Below are 18,536 nucleotides of genomic sequence, written 5' to 3' on the forward strand. Positions count from 1 at the left end.
CCAACCTAACCGGCCGCGATCAGCCGCTCCGCGACCCGGGCGGCCCGGTCGATGGGGATGGCGAAGCCGATGCCGATGCTGCCGCTGCCCTCCAGGGTGGCGATGGCGGTGTTCACCCCGACCACCTCGCCCCGGGTGTTGACCAGCGGGCCGCCCGAGTTGCCCGGATTGATGGAGGCGTCGGTCTGCACGGCCGGCTGCCGGGTCCCCCCGCCGAGCCGGACCGGGCGGTCCAGCGCGCTGACGATGCCGGCGGTGACGGTTCCGGAGAGCCCCAGCGGCGAGCCGACCGCGAGGACCGACTCGCCGACCCGGGTCTGACCGGTCGGCGCCAGCGGCAGCGGACGCAGCGCGTGGCCCGCGTCGACCCGCAGCACCGCGATGTCGGTGTCCGGGTCCCGGCCGACCAGGCGGGCGGTGAGCCGGCGGCCGTCGGCGCCGACCACGCTGACCGTCCCGCCCCGGGCCACCACGTGGTCGTTGGTGACCACGTGGCCCCGGTCGTCGATCACGAAACCCGAGCCGGAGGCGGCCCGCCCCGACCCGCGCACCTGCACCGACACCACCCCGGGCAGCACCTGCCCGGCGGCGGCGACCAGGTCGGAGGCGATCGGGTCGGCGCTGGCCGACGGGGGCGGGACCAGCCCGGTCACCTCGGGCCCGGCGTCCGGACGGGCGGCCAGGTGCCCGGCGGTGCCGCCCGCCCCGGCCGACACCGCGACCACGGCCAGTCCGGTCAGCAGCAGCCGGGGCCACCGCCGGTCGCCGGCCGCCGGCCCGCCGTCCGGCCCGGGTCGGGCCGTCGGGGAGCCGGCGGCGGTGAGGTCGGGGGAGACGAACCACGGCCCGCGCGGTTCGCCGAGCCCCGGGGGAGTCGTCGACATGGGTACGCCCTCCTTCGTGGACGGTTCGCGGCCGGGTCGGCCGGGCGGCGGGGAGAACGGTCAGGGCAGCCGGGAGAACCAGAGCATCGAGGCGGCGGCGGCCAGCAGGGCCAGCACCAGCCCGGCGCCGATGAACCGGGCCGAGACGTCCTGCCGCTGCGTCTCGTACCCGATCGAGGAGCCGATGTCGGCGTACACCGCGCGCAGTTCGTCCGCGCTGCCCGCCTCGTGGTACGCGCCGCCGGTCTGCTCGGCGACCGCGCGCAGGTTCTCCCCGTCGACCGGTACCGGCTGGTCCCAGGCGCCCGTGCCGATCGTCCCGTCCGGGGTGCCGAAGGAGATGGTGTCCACCGGTACCCCCGCCTCGCCGGCCTGGGCCGCCGCGCCCCCCGGGTCCCGGCCGGACGTGTTGGCGCCGTCGGAGAGCAGCACCACCCGGGCGGGCGGCGGCTCGTCCGGGGCCCGCTCGTCCACCGTCCGGATGGACTCCAGCGAGGTGTGGATCGCCTCGCCGATCGCGGTGCCCTGGATGCCGGTGACCCCCTCGGCGAGCCGGTCGATGCCGGCGCCGACGACGGCGCGGTCGGTGTCCGGGGCGACCAGCAGCGAGGCGCTGCCGGCGAAGGCGACCAGACCGACGTTGAACTCCTCGGGCAGGCCGCCGACGAACTCCCGCGCGGCGTCCTTGGCGGCGGTGAGCCGGTCCGGCGCGACGTCGGTGGCGAGCATCGACCGGGACACGTCCACCGCGACGATGACGGTGGCCCGTTCCCGGGGCACCCGTACCTCGTCGGTGGGGCGGGCGAAGCCGACCACCAGCAGCGCCATCATGGCCAGGAAGAGCCCGGCCGGCACGTGCCGCCGCCAGGCCGGCCGGGTCGGGGCGACCCGGTCGAGCAGCCGCAGGTTGGTGAAGCGGACCGCGTACCGGCTGCGCCGGCGCTGCGCCACCAGGTAGCCGGCGAGCAGCGCGGCCACCCCGGCGAGCAGCCACAGCCGTTCCGGGGACTGCCAGCTCATCCGGACACCTCCCGGCGGTGGGGGCGGGCCGCACCGGCGAGCCGGCGCTGGGCGTGCACGTGCCGGACGATGTCGGTGATCCAGTCCCGGTCGGTGCTCAGCCGCAGGTGCGTCGCGCCGCTGCGGCGCACCGCCAGGGTCACCGCGAGGCGCTGCGCCGCCGCTGCCGCCGCGTACCGTTCGCGCAGCTTCCGGCTGCCGGTGGAGACCTCCCGGCGGCGCCCGCTCTCCGGGTCCACCAGGGTGATCAGCCCGACGTCGGGCAGTTCCAGCTCACGCGGGTCGGTCACCTCCACGGCGAGCACCTGGTGGCGGGCGGCCAGCCGGCGCAGCGGCTGCTCCCAGGCCGGCGGCGGACCGTCCGCCCCGGACACCCCCTCGTCGGGCAGGGCGTCGAGGAAGTCCGACACCACCACGGCGAGGCCCCGCCGGGGCGTGGCCCGGCGCAGCCCGTCGACCGCCTCGGCCAGCGGCACCGCCTGGGTCGCCGGGATCCCCCGGGGCACCGCCAGCAGCGCCCGCAGCAGTCCCAGCAGGTGGGGCCGGCCGGTCCGGGCCGGGAACCGGCGGAGTCCCTGGTGGCCGAGCAGGTGCGCGCCGAGCCGGTTGCCGAGCCCGGCGGTGAGCACTCCGACGGCCGCCACCGCGGCCACCGCCAGCTCCCGCTTCTCCAGCTCCGCCGTGCCGAAGTCCATGCTCGGCGTGGCGTCGACCAGCACGGTGGTGGTCAGCTCCCGGTCCGCGTCGACGGTCCGCACGTGCGGCACCGTGGTCCGGGCGGTCACCGACCAGTCCATCCGGCGGACCTCGTCCTCACCGGGCCGGTACTCGCGGCTGCCCGCCGGCTCGCTGCCCGGCCCCGGCAGCAGGCCCAGGTGCTGGCCGTGCAGCAGGCCGTCCAGGCGGCGGGTGACGGCCAGTTCGAGCCGGCGCAGCCGCTGCTCCGGGGCGAGCCGGGACAGCGCCGTGGCGTGGCCGGTCACGCCGCCGCTCCCAGGCCGGGGCCCTGGTTCTCCTGGGCCGGGGCGATCTGGGGCAGGGGCACCGCGTCCACGAGCCGTCGGACCAGGTGCGCCGGGTCGACGCCGTCGGCGACCGCGTCGAAGGAGAGCACCAGCCGGTGGGTGAGCACGTCCGGGGCGATCTCCCGGACGTCGGTGGGGAGCACGTAGTCCCGCCCGCGCAGCAGCGCCACCGCGCGGGCGGCGGCGACCAGACCGAGGGTGGCCCGGGGGCTGGCCCCGTACGCCAGGTGCCCGGCCACGTCCGGCAGCCCGAACCGGCCCGGGTCCCGGGTGGCCAGGACCAGCCGGACCACGTACTCGGCCAGCGCGTGGTGCACGAAGACCTGCCGGGCGAGGCCCTGGAGGGCGACCAGGGTGGCCGGGTCGAGCACCGGGCGGGCCGCCGGCCGGGTGGTGCCCATCCGGTAGAGGATGCCCAGCTCCTCGTCGTCGGTGGGGTAGTCCACCAGCACCTTCAGCAGGAACCGGTCCCGCTGCGCCTCGGGCAGGTGGTAGACCCCCTCGGACTCGATCGGGTTCTGGGTGGCCAGCACCAGGAACGGGGTGGGCACCGGGTGGCTGCGCCCGCCGAGCGAGACGTGCCCCTCGGCCATCACCTCCAGCAGCGCCGACTGCACCTTCGCCGGGGCCCGGTTGATCTCGTCGGCGAGCACCAGGTTCGCCATCACCGGGCCCAGCTCGATGTCGAAGCTCTCCCGCGACGAGCGGTAGATCCGGGTGCCGAGGATGTCCGACGGCACCAGGTCGGGGGTGAACTGGATCCGGGCGAAGCTGCCGCCGACAGCGGTGGCGAGGGTCTCCGCCGCGAGGGTCTTGGCCACGCCGGGCACCCCCTCCAACAGGCAGTGGCCCTGCGCGAGCAGCGCGGTGAGCAGCCGCTCCACCAGCCGGTCCTGCCCCACGATGACCCGCTTGACCTCGAACAGGGTCTGCTCCAGCAGCCGCGCGGCCGTGCCGTGGTCGATGCCGGGATCCAGGGTGGACGCGTCCACCAGGCCCGGCGCGGTCGCCGTCACCACGCCTCCTGCGGCACGGGGACCGTCGTCGCCGTCCCGCGCGGGCAGTCCCGGTCGGCCGGCTCCCGCTCGGTCACGATCTGCACCACGGGTTCGGGATCGGCGCGCGTCTCGGCGTACGCCGCGCCACCGGCGACCGCCGTGACGGCGGCGGCACCGGCGACGGCCAGTCCGGTCATGGTTCTGATCCGCATGCGCTGCTCCTCGGTCGTGGGCCTGGGCGGGCGTCGGGACACCCGCGTGGGTCCCATTGGGCCAGAGCGGACCGAAAGACAGCCGAAGGACGCCGCGTACCCTCGGGCGGCGCGGAACCGGCGGCGGGGCGACCCGCCTCAGCGCAGCCCGTGTCGGCGGGCCAGCAGCACCGCCTGGACCCGGTCGGCGACGCCGAGCTTGCCGGTGATGATGGAGAGCAGGTTGCGGACGGTCTTCTCGCTCAGCGACAGCCGCGCCGCGATCTCCCGGTTGGTGTGTCCGTGGGCCAGCAGGCCGAGCAGTTCCCGCTCGCGGGGGCTGAGCCGGTCGAGCGGGCCGGCGGGCTGGTGGGACCGGCCGGTCGGGGCCGACCCGGTGGCCACCCCCGGCCCGAGGGCGCTGCCCCCACCGGCCACGGTGCGCACCGCCGCCACCACCAGCTCCGGCGCCGAGTCCTTGAGCAGGTACCCCCGGGCACCGGCGGCCAGCGCCGCCCGGACGGTGTCCGGGTCGTTGGTCATGGTCATCACGATCGTGGCGCAGAAGGGCGCGACCGCGCTGAGCTGGCCGGCCAACTCGACCCCGTCACCGTCGGGCAGCCCCAGGTCGATGATCGCCACCTGGGGCCGTTCGGTGGTGACCAGCCGGCGGGCCTCACGGACGGTGCCGGCCTCCGACACCCGTCCGATCCAGGTCTCGGCGCCGAGCAGGGAGGCGAGACCCCGGCAGACCACCGGATGGTCGTCGACGACCAGCACGTGGATTCCCGACGGTGTCGCCCCGTTCACAGTCCGGAACTCTACAACCTCGTTGTGCCGGGCAGGAGCCGCTGTCGATACTCCCGGCCATGCGAAACATTCACGACACAACCTCGGCCGTCGTCGTCGACGACGGCACGGTCGAGGTCCAGCAGTGGCTGGACGACGTGCTGGCCGCTGCCCGGCTCGGCAGTCCGGGGGACTGGCCGCACAGCCACCCGACCGTGCCCCGGGCCAGGGTCACCCTCACCGAGGTGGTGAAGGCCATCGAGGCCTGCTTCATGGTCGACGGCGGGCCCTGGTCGGTCAACCTGCTCGGCCTGCCGCCCCTGCCCGGCGAGCCCTTCCCGGCGCTCGCCGGGACGCACCACCCGGCCAAGGGCTCGGCGTACCACAACATGCTGCACAGCCTGCTCGGCGACTTCCACTGATGTCCGCCGAGGCCACCCCGCCCACCGGCGCGCGGTGGTCTCGGCCGGCCCGGGCGGCCCGGCTGGCCTGGGCGCTGGCCGGTACCGCGCTGCTGCTGGTGGCCGCCGCCGCGCTGCTCGCCCTCGCCCGGGCCGAGGGGTGGCTCGGCTCCCCACCAGCGGGGCGGGTGCCCGCCGAGGCCCGCGACTGGCTGCTGGCGGCGGTCTGCGCGCCGCTGGGCGCGCGGATCGCCGCCCACTCGCCCCGCAACCCCTGCGGCTGGCTGGTCCTCGGCGTCGGGCTCTGCGGCGCCACGACGGTGGCCGGCGCCGCGGTCGCCAGCGCCCCGACCGACTGGCTCCGGCTCTGGGCGTGGTGGCCGAGCTACGGGTTGCTGGTGCTGGTGGCCCTGCTCTTCCCGACCGGGGCGCCGCCCGGACGCCGGTGGTGGCCGGTGGTGGCGGCACTGTCCGGGGTGGTCGTCGTCGGCACCGCCGGGCTGATCTCGCTCACCGGCCGGGCGCCCGGCCTGCTCGGCGGCGACGCCCGGGTCGTCCCCGGCTGGGACAGCGTGGCGGTGCTGGGCGCGACCGGGGCCCTGCTGCTCGGCGCCGCCGTGGCCGTGCTCGCCCTGCTGGTACGGATCCGCCGGACGCCCCCGACCCGCCGGGGTCCGCTGCTCTGGGCCACCGGCAACGCCGTGCTGCTGCTCGCCGCGTTCCTGCTGGACACCGTGGAGGGCGTACCGGTGATCGGGCTGCTGGGCGTCCTGGCGATGCCGGCGGCGGCGGCGGTCGGTGTGCTGCGCTACGGCCTCTACGAGATCGACAACCTGATCCACCGCTCCCTGGCGTACGGTCTGCTGAGCCTCACCGTCCTCGCGGTCTACGCGGTCACCGTCGGCCTGGTGGCCCGGGTCGTCCCGCCGGACGCGGCGGCGGCGGTCGCGGTCGTGGTGGTGGGCCTGCTGCCCCTGCACGAGTACGTCCGCTCCCTGCTGCGACTGGCCGTGTACGGCCGGGGCGCCCGGCCGGACCAGTTGGTGGGCCTGCTCAACCGCCGGATCGGCGCCGCGCAACTGCCCGAGCAGGTGCTGGCCGGCGCGGTCACCGCCATCGGCGAGGGGATGCGGGTGCCGTTCGTGCAGATCCGGCTCACCGGGCGGGAGCAGCCCGAGGCGACCTTCGGTCAGCTCCGGCCCTGGTCGGTCACCACCCTGCCACTGGCCTACCAGGGCCGGGCCATCGGTGAGCTCGCCGTGCAGCCCCGGGGCGCGGACGAGACCTGGTCGCGCCGGGAACGCCGGCTGCTGCTCGGCCTGGTCGCCCAGCTCGGGCCCTCGGCGGCCTCGGTCCGGCTGACCCGGCAGTTGCAGGGGGCCCGCGAACGCCTGGTGCACACCCGTGAGGAGGAGCTGCGCCGGCTCCAGCAGGACCTGCACGACGGGGTCGGCGCGGCGCTGAGCGGGGCCCGGATGCTGACCGCCGCGGCCCGGAACCTGGTCGGTGAGCCGGCCGCCCGGACCCTGCTCGACCAGCTCGCCGCCGACCTGGGCAACGCCGCCGGTGAACTCCGCAACATCATCGACGACCTGCGGCCCCCGGCGCTCGACCGGGGCCTGCGCCCGGCGCTGGAGGCCGCCGTCCGGCGACACCGGCGGGCCGACCTCGCCGTCGACCTGGACGCCCCCGACGACCTCGCCGCGCTGCCGGCGGCCGTGGAGGTCGCCACCTACCGGCTGGTCGACGAGGCGCTGACCAACGTGGTCAAACACGCCGCGGCGCACCGGGCCCGGGTGACGGTGACCCGGGACCCCGGCCACCTGTCGATCGAGGTGGTCGACGACGGCGCCGGGCCCGGTCCCGGTCCGGGCCGGTGCGACGGCATCGGTCTGGCCTCGATGCGGCAGCGCTGCCAGGAACTGGGCGGCGACTTCGTGGTGACCGGCGCCGACCCGGGCACCCGGATCCACGCCCACCTGCCGATCACCACCGGCTGACCGCCGGCCCCCGCCGACGCACCCTCCGGCCGCCCCGGGCACCGACCGACGCCACGCCACGCTGCCCGCTGCCTGCCCCGCCCCGCACTGGCTGCCCCGCCCCCCACTGTCCGACGCCGCGCCGCCCTGCCCGCGCAGGGACGGCGCGGCGTCCGTCGTGCGGGCACCGCCGGGAATCCGTCCCGGAGACCCGAGCGGACGTCCCGAGCGAGCCGGGCCGTGGTCCCTGGGGTCGGGACAGCCGGTCCGCGATCGTCTCAGGTGTCCAACGAGGCCGGACCACGAACGGCCCGGACGACCGGAGAGGGGGTGCGGGGTGTCCGTCGGACAGACCGAGCACACCAGGCAACCGCAGGACGTCGCGCAACTGTTGCTGCTCGACATCGCCCGGATCGCGCTGATCCGCGCCGGGGTCGAGGACTGGACGGTGCGGCGGAGCAGCCTGTGGTGCCTGCTGGCCCCGCCCGAGCACGCCCTGCCCCCGCACGGCTGGAAGCTGCACGTCTCGGCGACCCAGCTCTCCGCGCCGATCGTGCTGGCCCGCGCCGCCGACGTGCTGGTCCGCGCCGGCTGCGCGTTCAAGTTCTCCCGCAGCCTGGACATGGCCGCCCGGATGGTCTCCCGCAACGCCGAACGGGGCGGGGGCGGGAAGTTCATCACCGCGTACCCGACCGACGAGGAGCAGTTCCGGCTGCTCGCCGAGCGGCTGCACCAGGCCACGTACGGGTTGCCCGGCCCGGGGATCCTCTCCGACCGGCCGTACCGTTCCGGCGGGCTCGTGCACTACCGGTACGGCGGCTTCCGGGGCAGCGAGCTGGGCGACGACGGCACCTACGAGACCCTGCTGACCGGCCCCGACGGCACCCGTACCCGGGACGTGCGCCGGGCCTGGTTCGACCCGCCGTCGTGGGCCGGCTCGCCGCTGCCCGCCCCGCCCCGCCGGACCGGCGGCGGGTCGCCCCGTCCGGTGCTGCTCGGCGGGCGGTTCCTGGTCCGCGACGCGATCCGGCACTCGTACCGGGGCGGCGTCTACCGGGCGGTGGACCAGCGCACCGGTGAGCAGGTGGTGGTCAAGCAGGCCCGCCGGCACGCCGACAGCGACCTCACCGGCGCGGACGCCCGCGACGCGCTGCGCAACGAGGCGGACGTGCTGCGCCGGCTCGCCCACACCGACGTCGCCCCCCGACTGGTCGAGCTCTTCACCCACCAGCAGGACCTCTTCCTGGCCGAGGAGTTCATCCCCGGCGCCCACCTGTACGCCTGGCGGGCCGCCGAGCTGGCCCGGACCGGCCGGACGGACCGGGGCCTGCCACTGGCCACCGTGGTACGCCTGGCCCTGCGGCTGACCGACCTGCTGGCGGCGGTGCACGACGCCGGCCTGGTGCACCGGGACTTCAACCCGTTCAACGTGATGGTCGGCGACGACGAGCGGCCCCGGATGGTCGACCTGGAGCTGGCCGTCCCGCCCGGCACCCCCGTCGGCCGGGCCGTCACCTTCGGCTACGCCTCACCCGAACAGCGCGGCAGCGCCCTCGTCGACGCCGCCCCGCAGCCGGCCAGCGACCGGTTCAGCCTCGGCGCGACCATCTGTCACCTGGTCAGCGGCATCAACCCGGTGCTGCTGCGCGACGAGCCGACCGAGCAGCCGGTGGCGCCCCGGATCGCCGCGCTGCTCGACCTGGTCGCCGCCCGGATGCCGGCGGTACCGCTGCTGCGTCCCCTGGTCCTCGGCCTCACCGACGACGACCCCGACCGGCGGTGGGAGCTGCCCCGGGTCCGCGATTTCCTGACCGGTCTCGCCGACCGGCCGGAACCGGAGCCGGCGGCCGACGCGGACGCGGCGGCGGCGCTGCCCACCGCCGACGCCGACCGGCTGGTCCGCGACGGCCTGGCCTTCCTCACCACGACGATGCGCCCGTACCGCGTCGACCGGCTGTGGCGGTCCGGCCCGTTCGGGGAGACCACCGACCCGTGCGCCGTGCAGCACGGCGCGGCCGGCGTCCTGTCCGTGTTGACCCTAGCCGCCGGCACGCCCGGCGGGGACGGGCTGCGCGACGCCGTCGCCGGCACCGCCCGGTGGATCGTCGACCAGCTACCGCACGAGCCGCGTACCCTGCCCGGCCTCTACTTCGGCCGCTCCGGCACGGCCTGGGCGCTGCACGACGCGGCCCGGTTCCTGGCCGATCCGGCCTTGGCCGGGGTGGCCCTCGACCTGGCGCTGCGGACGCCGCTGCGCTGGCCCAACCCGGACGTCTGCCACGGTACGGCCGGGGCCGGCCTGGCCCAACTCCACCTGTGGCAGGTCACCGGCGACGACCGGTTCCGGCGACGGGCCCTGGACTGCGCCGACCACCTGGTGGCCACCGTGGAGCGTACCGACGGGCGGGTGATGTGGCCGGTCCCCGCCGACCTGCTCTCCGAACTGGCCGGCCTGCGCCAGTACGGCTTCGGGCACGGGGTGGCCGGGGTCGCCACGTTCCTGCTGGCCGCCGCCGACCTGACCGGGCACCCCGGGTACCGCGACCTGGCCCTCGCGGCCGGCGAGACGCTCGTGGCCGTCGCCGAGGACGACGACGGCGGGGTCCGGTGGCCCACCGACGACCAGGGCGCCGGCCGGGCCCAGGCGATGGCGGCGCACTGGTGCAGCGGGGCTTCCGGCATCGGCACCTTCCTCGTCCGGCTCTGGACGGCCACCGGCGACGACCGCTACGGCGATTTGGCCCGCCGGGTGGCGGTCACGGTCCGGCGGGCCGCCGCGCTGGCCTCCCCGGCGGCCTGTCACGGCCTGGCCGGCGACGGACACTTCCTGCTCGACCTCGCCGACGCCACCGGGGAGGCCCGGTACCGGACCTGGGCCGGTGAACTGGCCGCCTGGATGCGGGCCCGGTCCGGGCTGCGCGACGGCCGGCTGCTGCTGCCCGACGAGACCCTGCTCGACGTGGTCGCCGACTTCCACACCGGCCTCTCCGGCGCGGTCGGCTACCTGCTGCGGCTGCGGCACGGGGGAACCCGCCCGTTCCTGCCGGCCGCCCCGGCGACCGGCGTCACCGAGCCGACCCGGCACGCGACGACGGGCGGCACCGAGCCGAACCGCCGCGCGGCGGCCCTGCCCGCCGGGAGCCCGGCATGACCGCGACCACCGTCGGGCAGCGTCCCGCGCGGGCCCTGCTGCGCAGCGGCTTCGCCTTCTCCCCGGCGGGTACCCGCGCGGTGAGCCTGGGCCACGGCGAGGACGGCGCCACCCACCTGGAGGCGTGGTCGCTGGACCGGCCGGTGCCGTACTGCCACCGGGTGCCCACCCGGGAGCCGCTGCCGGCCCGATGTCAGGTGACGTGCAGCGACGACGGACGGGTCCTGCTGGTCGACCACACCGCCGCCGAGGCCCGGCTCACCCTGCTGGTGCCGGGGGACGGACCGGCCGCCGAGGTGCCGCTGGGCACCCTGCCGGCGGGCCCGGTCCGGCTGCTGCCCGCGCCGGACCCCCGGGCGGTGGCGTACGCCCTGACCCGTACCGGCGTCGGCACCACGATCTGGCGCGTCGACGCCGCCGGACCGCCGGTCGCCGTCGCCGTCCTGCCCGGCACGGTCGGGGGCGCGGCCTGGCTGGGGCCGGACCCGCTGCGGCTCGGCTTCACCCACCACCACGACGGGCGTACCGGGCCCGCCGTGATCGACCTGGCCGACCCGCAGCCGACCCCGCAGGAACTGCCCGCCGCCGGCGAGCCGACCCACCTGTTGCTGGCCCACCCCGCCACCGGCGTCGTCCTGGCCGCCCACGGCACCCCGGGCCGGCTCCGGCTGGCCTGGACCGACCGGCACGGCCACGGCCGGTCCCGACCCGTCGCCCCGTTCGGCGTCCCCGGGACCGCCGTACCCCTGGCCCTGGCCCCCGACGGCACCCACCTCGCGGTGGCCGTCACCCGGCACGGCCGGTCCACGCTGCTGCGACACGACCTGGCCACCGGCCGCACCGAGGAGATCGGGCTGCCCGCGCCGGGCCGGCTCGGCGACACCGCCGCCTGGAACGACACCGCGCTGACCGTGCCCTTCTCCGCCACCGCGCTGCCCCCCGGCCTGCTCGGCGTCCCCGGTCCGCCCGGCACGCCGGCCCGGTTCCACACCCCGGCGGGCGGTCCGTGGACCCCCGCCCGCCGCCGCCGGCTGCCCGGCCCGGCCGGCCCGATCGAGGCGATGACGTACGGCGACCCGGCGCACCGCCCCGGCACGGTGCTGGTCCTGCACGGCGGCCCGGAGGCGGCCTGGGACCTCGGCTTCGACCCGCTGGCCCAGCACCTGCACGCCGCCGGCCTCGCGGTGGTGGCCCCCAACCAGCGCGGCAGCACCGGCTACGGCGACGCCCACCGGTACGCCATCCGCGACGCCTGGGGCGGTCCGGACCTGGCCGACGTGCTGGCCCTCGGCGACCGGCTGCGGGCCGACGGGGCGGGCACCCTGACCCTCTACGGCACCAGCTACGGGGCCTTCCTCGCCGTGCTCGCCGCAGCCTGCCGCCCCGACCTGTTCCGCCGCGCCGTGGCCGTCGCGCCCTTCCTCAGCGGCGCCCGGCTGCGCGCCGAGGCGTCCGCGCCGGTGCGGCGGCTCGTCGACCGGCTCGGCGGCGCCACCGCGCTCACCGACGACCTCGGTCCCCGCGACCTGCTCCGGCTGCACCCCCGCCAGGTGCCCCTGTTGCTGGTGCACGGCGCCCGCGACGAGGTCATCCCGGTCAGCCAGTCGCGGGCCCTGCACGCCCGGATGCGGGCGGCCGGCGCACCGGTGCGCTACCTGGAACTGCCCGACGCGGGACACGACCCGTTCCACGGCGGGCCCGCCGCGGCCCTGCGCCGCACCGTGACGGACTTCCTCCGGCACGGCCCCGAGACCACCACGCCCGACCCGGTCGTGGTGTCCGTACCGGCACCGGAGAGGAGGTGAACCCCATGGAGACCGAGATCGACTTCGAGTTCGAGCTCGACGTGCAGGCGCTGCAGTTGCTGCCCGCCGACGACGAGGTCGCGCTGTTCCCGTGCGGCCCGACGACGTGCACGTCCAGCGGCTGCACCCGCACCTGCTGATCCCGCGGCGGTGGCGACCGCCGATCCGATCAGGCGTACCGGGCGGTGCGGGGCGCGACCGGCGTCCCGCACCGTCCCCGCCGCCACCTGCGAGGACGATGGTGATGACACTTCCCGAACGGCCCGCGGACGTGGTGTGGGACATCACCTACGCCTGCCCGTTGCGCTGTACCCACTGTTACTCCGAGTCCGGCCGCCGGCCCAGCCGTCAGCTCGACCCGGCCGACCTGCTGCGGGTCACCGACGCGCTGATCGCGCTGCGGCCCGGCTGGATCGCCCTGGCCGGCGGGGAACCGCTGCTGGTGCGCGGCCTGGCCGAGGTGGCCCGCCGGATCCGCGCCGCCGGTATCGGCGTGGCCCTCTACACCGGCGGCTGGTCCCTGCCCGACTGGACCGCCGCCGACCTGCTCACCGAGTTCGACCGGGTCAACGTCAGCGTGGACGGGGCGACCCCGGCGGTGCACGACCGCGTCCGGGGGCGCGCCGGCTCCTTCGAGCGGGCGATGGCCACCCTGGAACAGTTCGACGGGGAGGCCGCCCGGCTGCGTGCCGCCGGCCGCCGCTGCGCCGAGTTCGGCGTCGACTGCACCGTGGTCCGCAGCAGCTTCGACCAGCTCGACCAGCTCTGCACCCGACTCGCCGACCGGCTGCCGAACCTCGACTTCGTCTGGTTCGGTGCCGCCATGCCGATCGGGCTGGCCAGCCGACCCAGCTTCGTCGACGCCGAACTGCTCGACGACGACCAGGCCGACGCCCTCGCCGACCCCGCCACCGGCGAGCGGCTGCGCGCCCTGATGCCGGAGACGGTCACCGTCGTCGTGCAGGACAACCGGATGCTCCAGGTGCACCCGGACCACCTCGCCCGGGGCTGGTACCCGTTCCTGCAGGTCGAGCCGGACGGTGCGGCACGGGCCATGCCGATCTACGAGGGTACGGTCGGCAGCCTGCTCACCGAGGACCCCGGCGAGGTGTGGCGGCGCTGTGTCCAGCGGTGGAGCGACCCGTTCGTCACCGCGACCCTCGGCCCGGTCCGCACCATGCGGGACTGGGCGGAGGCCACCCGCCGCCTCGACCAGCACTTCGGTGACCGGCTGGTCCGCGCGCGCATCGACCGGCGTCCGGCGCACCTCGCCGGGCAGCCCGGCTGAGCGGAGCACCGACCATGGCCGTGACCGGGTTCGCCCCGCTGCGCCGACTCACCGGGTCCAGCCTGGCCCGGATGACCGTCACCGCCGGCCCGCCGCTGGCGGTGACCGCCGCCTGGACCGTCGCCGGGGTGGCGGTGACCCTGCTGCTGCCCGCGGCGGTGGCCGCCGCCGTGGACCGGGCGTTCGCCGGCACCGGCCCCGGGCTCGCCTTCGCCGCCCTGGTCGCCCTGGTCGCCGCCAAGGTGCTCGCCGAGGCGGCCGGGCTGGTCAGCCAGGCCAGGGCGGTGACCCGGGTGCTCGCCCGGGTACGCCACCTCTTCGTCCGGCGGCTCTTCGCGCTCGGCATCGCCGGCACCCGCCGACACGACGACGGGGACCTGCTCGCCCGATTCACCGGCAACACCGCCGCCGCCGCGCACGGCGTACCGTCGCTGGTCACCGTGGTGGTCGAGGGCGCCGCCTCGGTCGGCGGACTGGTCGCGCTCTGCCTGATCGACTGGTGGCTCGGGGTGACCTTCCTGGTCGGGATCGCCCCCGCCGTGCTGCTGCTGCGGCTGATGATGCGGCGGGTCCGCAGCCGCTACGGCGACTACCTGCGCCACCAGGGCGACATCGCGGCCCGCTTCACCGACGCGCTGACCGGCAGCCGGACCATCCAGGCGTCGCGCACCCAGCGGCGGGAGACCGAACGGATCCTCGCCCCGCTACCCGCCCTCGCCGAGGCCGGCCGGCAGACCTGGCGGGTGCAGGGGGACATCTCCTGGCAGCTCGACCTGGTCCTGGCCGGGCTGCGGGTGCTGGTGCTCGGTGTCGGCGGGGTCGCCGTGGTGCAGGGCCGGATCACCCCCGGCCAGTTCCTGGCCGCGTCGCTCTACCTCGGCTTCGCCCTCGGCTTCATCTACCTCTCCGACACCCTGGCCTTCCTGGCGCACGCCCAGGCCAACGCCGGCCGGGTGGACGAGATCCTGGACCAGCCCCCGCCCCAGCCGGGCCCGTCCGTGCCGGCGGCCGGCGGGCTGCCCGCCGGGGCGGGCCGGCTGGACCTGCGCGGGGTGACCGTCCGCCACGACGGCCACCCGGTGCTGGACCACGTGGACCTGACCGTCCCGGCCGGCACGACCGTCGCCGTGGTCGGCCGCTCCGGCGCCGGCAAGTCCACCCTGGCGCTGGTCGCCGGCGGCCTGCTGCGCCCCGACGAGGGCGAGGTCCGGCTCGACGGGGTACCGCTCGACGCGCTGGCCGCCACCGTGCTGCGCCGCGAGGTCGGCTACGCCTTCGACCGGCCGGTGCTGCTCGGCACGACGGTGGCCGACGCGCTCGCGTACGGCCGGCCGGGGACCAGTGGCGCCCGGGTGCAGGAGGCGGCCCGGACCGCGTCCGCCCTGGACTTCCTGCGCCGGCTGCCGGACGGCGTCGACACCCCGCTGGCCCGGGTGCCGCTCTCCGGCGGGGAACTGCAACGGCTCGGCCTGGCCCGCGCGCTGGTGCACGGCGGCCGGCTGATGATCCTCGACGACGCCACGTCCAGCCTGGACACGGTCACCGAGGCCCGGGTCACCGCCGCGCTGACCACCGGCCTCGCCGGTCGTACCCGGTTGGTGGTGGCGCACCGGGTGGCCACCGCCGCGCAGGTCGACGCGGTGGCCTGGCTGGACGGGGGGCGGATCCGCGCCGTGGCCCCGCACCGCGACCTCTGGGCGCGGTATCCCGACTACCGTGCCGTCTTCACCGCCGGGAGTACCCCATGACCGCCACCACCCCCGGACCGGCCCTGCTCGTGGCCGAGGTCCTCCGGCGCCGGGCGGCGTTGGCCCGGATCGCCCTCTGGTCCCTGGTGGAGGCGGTGCCGTCGCTGACCGCCGGCCTGCTGGTGGCCGCCGCCGTGGACCGGTACGTGGCCGGGGAGGTGGTGGCCGGCTCGCTGCTGCTGGCGGCGCTGCTCCCCGCCGCCGCCGTCGGCGTGCTCGGCACCCGACGGCTCTTCCCCTGGCTGGCCGAGGTGGTCGAGCCGGTCCGGGACGCCTTCGCCACCGCCGTCGTGGCGAACACGCTGCACGCCAGCACCGGCGTCGGCCGCCCGCCCGGCACCGCCGTGGTGGTCCGGCTCACCGAACAGGTGGAGGCGGTGCGCGGCGCGTTGTTCGTGCTGCTGCGCCAGGTCCGCCAGGTCGCGTTCACCGTGGTCGCCGTCCTCGTCGGGCTGGCCCTGCTGGCGCCGCCCGTCGCCGCGTCGACCGCGCTGCTGGTCGCCCTGGCGGTGCTGCTGTTCGCCGCGCTGCTGCCCGGACAGGTGGCCCGGCACCGGGCGGTGCTGGCCGCCGAGGAGGACGTCTCGGCCCGCGCCGGGGAGACGCTGCACGGGCTGCGGGACGTCATCGCCTGCGGTGGCGAACAGCGGGCGGTCACCGACCTGGGTGACGCGGTGGACCGGCAGGTCGTCCGGGAACGGGCACTGGCCCGGTCGATGGCGGCGCGCGGCCTGGTGATCCTCGTCGGCGGGCAGGTCCCGCTGCTGGCCCTGCTGGTCGCCGCGCCCTGGCTGGTGCGCGCGGGACACCTTGGGCTCGGCGAGGCGGTCGGGGCGGCCACCTACCTGTCGGTGAGCCTCGAACCGGCGCTGCGGGGGCTCGTCGGCGTGCTCAGCAGCTCGGGACTGACGCTGGTGGTGAACCTGCGGCGGCTGGCCGAGGAGGTGCCGGCGCCGCCACCGCACGCCGAGGGCCCGCAGCCGTTGACCGACCGGTACGACGTCGAGGTACGGGACCTCACCTTCGCGTACGGGCCCGACTCGGACCCGGTGCTGCGGGCGTTCTCGCTCACCCTGCCCGCCGACGACCACCTGGCGGTCGTGGGGGCCAGCGGGATCGGCAAGTCCACCCTGGCCGGGCTGCTGGCCGGGCTCTGGCCCGCCGACCGGGGCACGGTACGCCTCGGCGGGGTGGACGTCCGGCAGGCCCGCAGCGCCGACCTGCGCACGACCCTCGCCCTGGTCCCGCAGGAGGCGTACGTCTTCGCCGGCAGCTTCCGGGACAACCTGCGCTACCTCGCCCCGGAGGCGACCGACGACGAACTGCGCCGGTCGGCCGAGGCGGTGGGGCTGGCCCCGGTGCTGTCCCGGCTCGGCGGGCTGGACGCGCGGGTGGGGGCCGGCGGTGCCGACCTCTCGGCCGGTGAACGGCAACTGGTGGCCCTGGCCCGGGTGCACCTCAGCCCGGCCCGGGTGGTGATCCTCGACGAGGCCACCGCCCACCTCGACCCGGCTGCCGAGGCGCGGGCCGAGACGGCGTTCGCGGCGCGGCCGGGCACCCTCGTGGTGATCGCGCACCGGATCAGCTCCGCCCGCCGGGCGGCCCGGGTGCTGCTGATCGACGGGGACCGGCACCACCTCGGCCGGCACGATGACCTGCTGCGCGACAGCGCCCGCTACGCCGAGCTGGTGGGGCACTGGCGTACCACGGCCGAACTCCCGGCCACCGACCCGGGGTCCGCCCCGACCACCGCCGGCCGGTAGGCCGGTCGGCGGCAGGGCGGACACCGGGCCTGCGCGGTCGGTGCGGGTCCCGGCACCCAAGCCGCCATCGGCTCCGGCGGCCCCGGCTCCGGCGGCCCCGGCCGTCGTGTGCGGTACCAGGGAGTGTGTGGTACCGGGGCGTGTGTGGTCCCGACGGACTCGGCGGCCGCCTCCGTGGTCGTGGTGGCTCGAAGCTCGGTCGTGCCGCCCGGCGAGCCGGTGGTGGGTCCCCGTCCCGCCGTCACGACTCGGTGGGAGCGACGGTCACGGCGAGGGAAGACCGCGCGCAGGCTTTCGAGCTGCCCTCACGGACGGGGCACGCCTCGGGATTCCCGCCTGGCCCACGCCTGCACGGCCGGCGCTGGCCGGGGCGGTGCCGCCGAGCTGCGGCCGCCGGGATTGCGGCCGCCGGGACGGTGCTGCCGAGCTGCGGCTGCCGGGATTGCGGCTGCTGGGACCTGCGGCTGCCGGGACCGTGGCTGCCGGGCCTGCGGCCGCTGGGACCTGCGGCCGCCGGGGCGGCGTCGGCATCCGCACCGTCTGAACCGTACCCGTCTGACCTGTTACTGGCGGGACCTGCGACGACGGGACGCGCCGGTGGCCATCAGGACCGACGTCCGGCCCGACGATCGTGGACGACACGGGAATGTCGGTGACCGGTGTGGCGCGGTCTCATGGGTGGGGCAGCTCGACAGGTTGTCACCGACGAGGTCGTCGGCCCAGGGCGGACATCAGCCCGCCTGTCCGCAGCCGGGCCGCAGCCGGGGCCGCAGATGGCAGCAGCCGCCGGCCCGGAGGACCGACGGGGGACAGTAGGCCGGGGTAGCGATTCGGGGCAGAAGGACGGGCGGTGCGGCCGTGGGGCCGCACCGCCCGGTGCCGGCGATGCCCGTACCGGGCACCGGTCGGTGCGGGGACGCCGGCGGCTCTGGTTCCGGAACGATCCGACCGTCCGGTGTGGACAGCGGTCGCCCCGGGCGGGTCGGTTACCCCAGCGGGTGTGTGGTCACACCGGGCTGGTCGGTACCGTCGTCGGGACCCCGGGCGGCGAGGGCCGTGCCGCGCGCGCCGCGCCAGCCGTCCGGCTCGGGGGCGACGAAGTAGTAGCGGCGGTAGCCGAGCAGCATGCCCTCGTCGGTGAGGGTGAAGACGTCGACGAAGTCGAGTTCGCCGTCGGGCTGCTGGCCGGGGTGGGGAGCGACCGATCCGGTGTAGCGTCCGGTCACGGCCACGCCGTCCCCGTCGGCGATGACCTTGTAGATCTGGTGGCGGGCGGGTGGCCCGGCGACCTGCGCGTGGGTCCGCAGTACCTCCGCCCGGCCCCGCCCCTGCGCCAGGTCGGGGCGGCGGACCTGGACGTGCTCGTCGAGCAGCGACCCGTAGGCGTCGATGTCGCCGGTGTCCAGGTAGTGGTACGACAACCGGACGTGGTCGACGCCGGCCGCCGTCACCGCCGTGCTCCGGGTCGGTCGTGCCCCCCCGTGGCTGCTCATC

At 76.8% G+C, this 18,536-nt stretch carries 15 protein-coding genes; 8 read left to right on the plus strand and 7 right to left on the minus strand.

Features of this window, described 5'->3' with window-relative positions; translation table 11 throughout:
- Positions 1-5: 5 nt before the first annotated feature.
- From ACQUFX_RS06840 to ACQUFX_RS06865, 6 genes are all read right to left on the minus strand, one after another.
- Entirely contained in the window at positions 6-884 is an 879-nt protein-coding gene (locus ACQUFX_RS06840; RefSeq protein WP_428965181.1) for a S1C family serine protease, read from the minus strand.
- A gap of 60 nt (positions 885-944) precedes the next feature.
- Positions 945-1,904 (minus strand): VWA domain-containing protein, encoded by a 960-nt coding sequence (locus ACQUFX_RS06845; RefSeq protein ID WP_428965182.1) that lies wholly within the window; start codon positions 1,902-1,904, stop codon positions 945-947.
- A complete protein-coding gene (locus tag ACQUFX_RS06850; protein ID WP_428965183.1) occupies positions 1,901-2,887 on the minus strand; it encodes a DUF58 domain-containing protein in 987 nt (328 codons plus the stop codon). The genes ACQUFX_RS06845 and ACQUFX_RS06850 overlap by 4 nt, the downstream gene beginning before the upstream one ends.
- Positions 2,884-3,924 (minus strand): AAA family ATPase, encoded by a 1,041-nt coding sequence (locus ACQUFX_RS06855; RefSeq protein ID WP_428966881.1) that lies wholly within the window; start codon positions 3,922-3,924, stop codon positions 2,884-2,886. The genes ACQUFX_RS06850 and ACQUFX_RS06855 overlap by 4 nt, the downstream gene beginning before the upstream one ends.
- 17 nt (positions 3,925-3,941) lie before the next feature.
- Positions 3,942-4,139: a hypothetical protein gene (locus ACQUFX_RS06860; RefSeq protein WP_428965184.1), complete on the minus strand. Its 198-nt coding sequence runs from the start codon at positions 4,137-4,139 to the stop codon at positions 3,942-3,944.
- A gap of 138 nt (positions 4,140-4,277) precedes the next feature.
- Positions 4,278-4,928 carry a response regulator transcription factor gene (locus ACQUFX_RS06865; RefSeq protein WP_428965185.1) on the minus strand — a complete coding sequence of 217 codons (651 nt, stop codon included), beginning with the start codon at positions 4,926-4,928 and terminating at the stop codon, positions 4,278-4,280.
- Between the two features lie 59 nt (positions 4,929-4,987).
- Between ACQUFX_RS06865 and ACQUFX_RS06870 the strand changes: the two genes are divergently transcribed.
- The 8 genes from ACQUFX_RS06870 (at position 4,988) to ACQUFX_RS06905 (ending at position 17,042) form a co-directional block, all read left to right on the plus strand.
- On the plus strand, positions 4,988-5,329 hold the full coding sequence (locus ACQUFX_RS06870; RefSeq protein WP_428965186.1) for a hypothetical protein: 342 nt from the start codon (positions 4,988-4,990) through the stop codon (positions 5,327-5,329).
- Positions 5,329-7,308, plus strand: a complete 1,980-nt coding sequence (locus tag ACQUFX_RS06875; protein WP_428965187.1) for a sensor histidine kinase — start codon at positions 5,329-5,331, stop codon at positions 7,306-7,308. The genes ACQUFX_RS06870 and ACQUFX_RS06875 overlap by 1 nt, the downstream gene beginning before the upstream one ends.
- 316 nt (positions 7,309-7,624) lie before the next feature.
- Positions 7,625-10,438 carry a class IV lanthionine synthetase LanL gene (lanL, locus tag ACQUFX_RS06880; RefSeq protein ID WP_428965188.1) on the plus strand — a complete coding sequence of 938 codons (2,814 nt, stop codon included), beginning with the start codon at positions 7,625-7,627 and terminating at the stop codon, positions 10,436-10,438.
- Positions 10,435-12,243 (plus strand): S9 family peptidase, encoded by a 1,809-nt coding sequence (locus tag ACQUFX_RS06885; RefSeq protein WP_428965189.1) that lies wholly within the window; start codon positions 10,435-10,437, stop codon positions 12,241-12,243. Before lanL ends, ACQUFX_RS06885 begins: the two co-directional genes overlap by 4 nt.
- Positions 12,244-12,248: 5 nt before the next feature.
- Positions 12,249-12,383, plus strand: a complete 135-nt coding sequence (locus ACQUFX_RS06890; protein ID WP_211271973.1) for an ALQxL family class IV lanthipeptide — start codon at positions 12,249-12,251, stop codon at positions 12,381-12,383.
- A 104-nt stretch (positions 12,384-12,487) separates the two neighbouring features.
- A complete protein-coding gene (locus tag ACQUFX_RS06895) occupies positions 12,488-13,531 on the plus strand; it encodes a radical SAM protein (protein ID WP_428965190.1) in 1,044 nt (347 codons plus the stop codon).
- 14 nt (positions 13,532-13,545) lie between these two features.
- On the plus strand, positions 13,546-15,279 hold the full coding sequence (locus tag ACQUFX_RS06900; RefSeq protein WP_428965191.1) for an ABC transporter ATP-binding protein: 1,734 nt from the start codon (positions 13,546-13,548) through the stop codon (positions 15,277-15,279).
- Positions 15,276-17,042 (plus strand): ABC transporter ATP-binding protein, encoded by a 1,767-nt coding sequence (locus ACQUFX_RS06905; RefSeq protein WP_428965192.1) that lies wholly within the window; start codon positions 15,276-15,278, stop codon positions 17,040-17,042. Before ACQUFX_RS06900 ends, ACQUFX_RS06905 begins: the two co-directional genes overlap by 4 nt.
- Positions 17,043-18,028: 986 nt before the next feature.
- Here the strand turns inward: ACQUFX_RS06905 and ACQUFX_RS06910 are convergent.
- Entirely contained in the window at positions 18,029-18,535 is a 507-nt protein-coding gene (locus ACQUFX_RS06910; protein ID WP_428965193.1) for a nuclear transport factor 2 family protein, read from the minus strand.
- Between the last annotated feature and the right edge of the window lies 1 nt (position 18,536).

The organism is Micromonospora fluostatini (assembly GCF_050410825.1).
In the GTDB taxonomy this organism is placed as follows: Bacteria; Actinomycetota; Actinomycetes; order Mycobacteriales; family Micromonosporaceae; genus Micromonospora; species Micromonospora rosaria.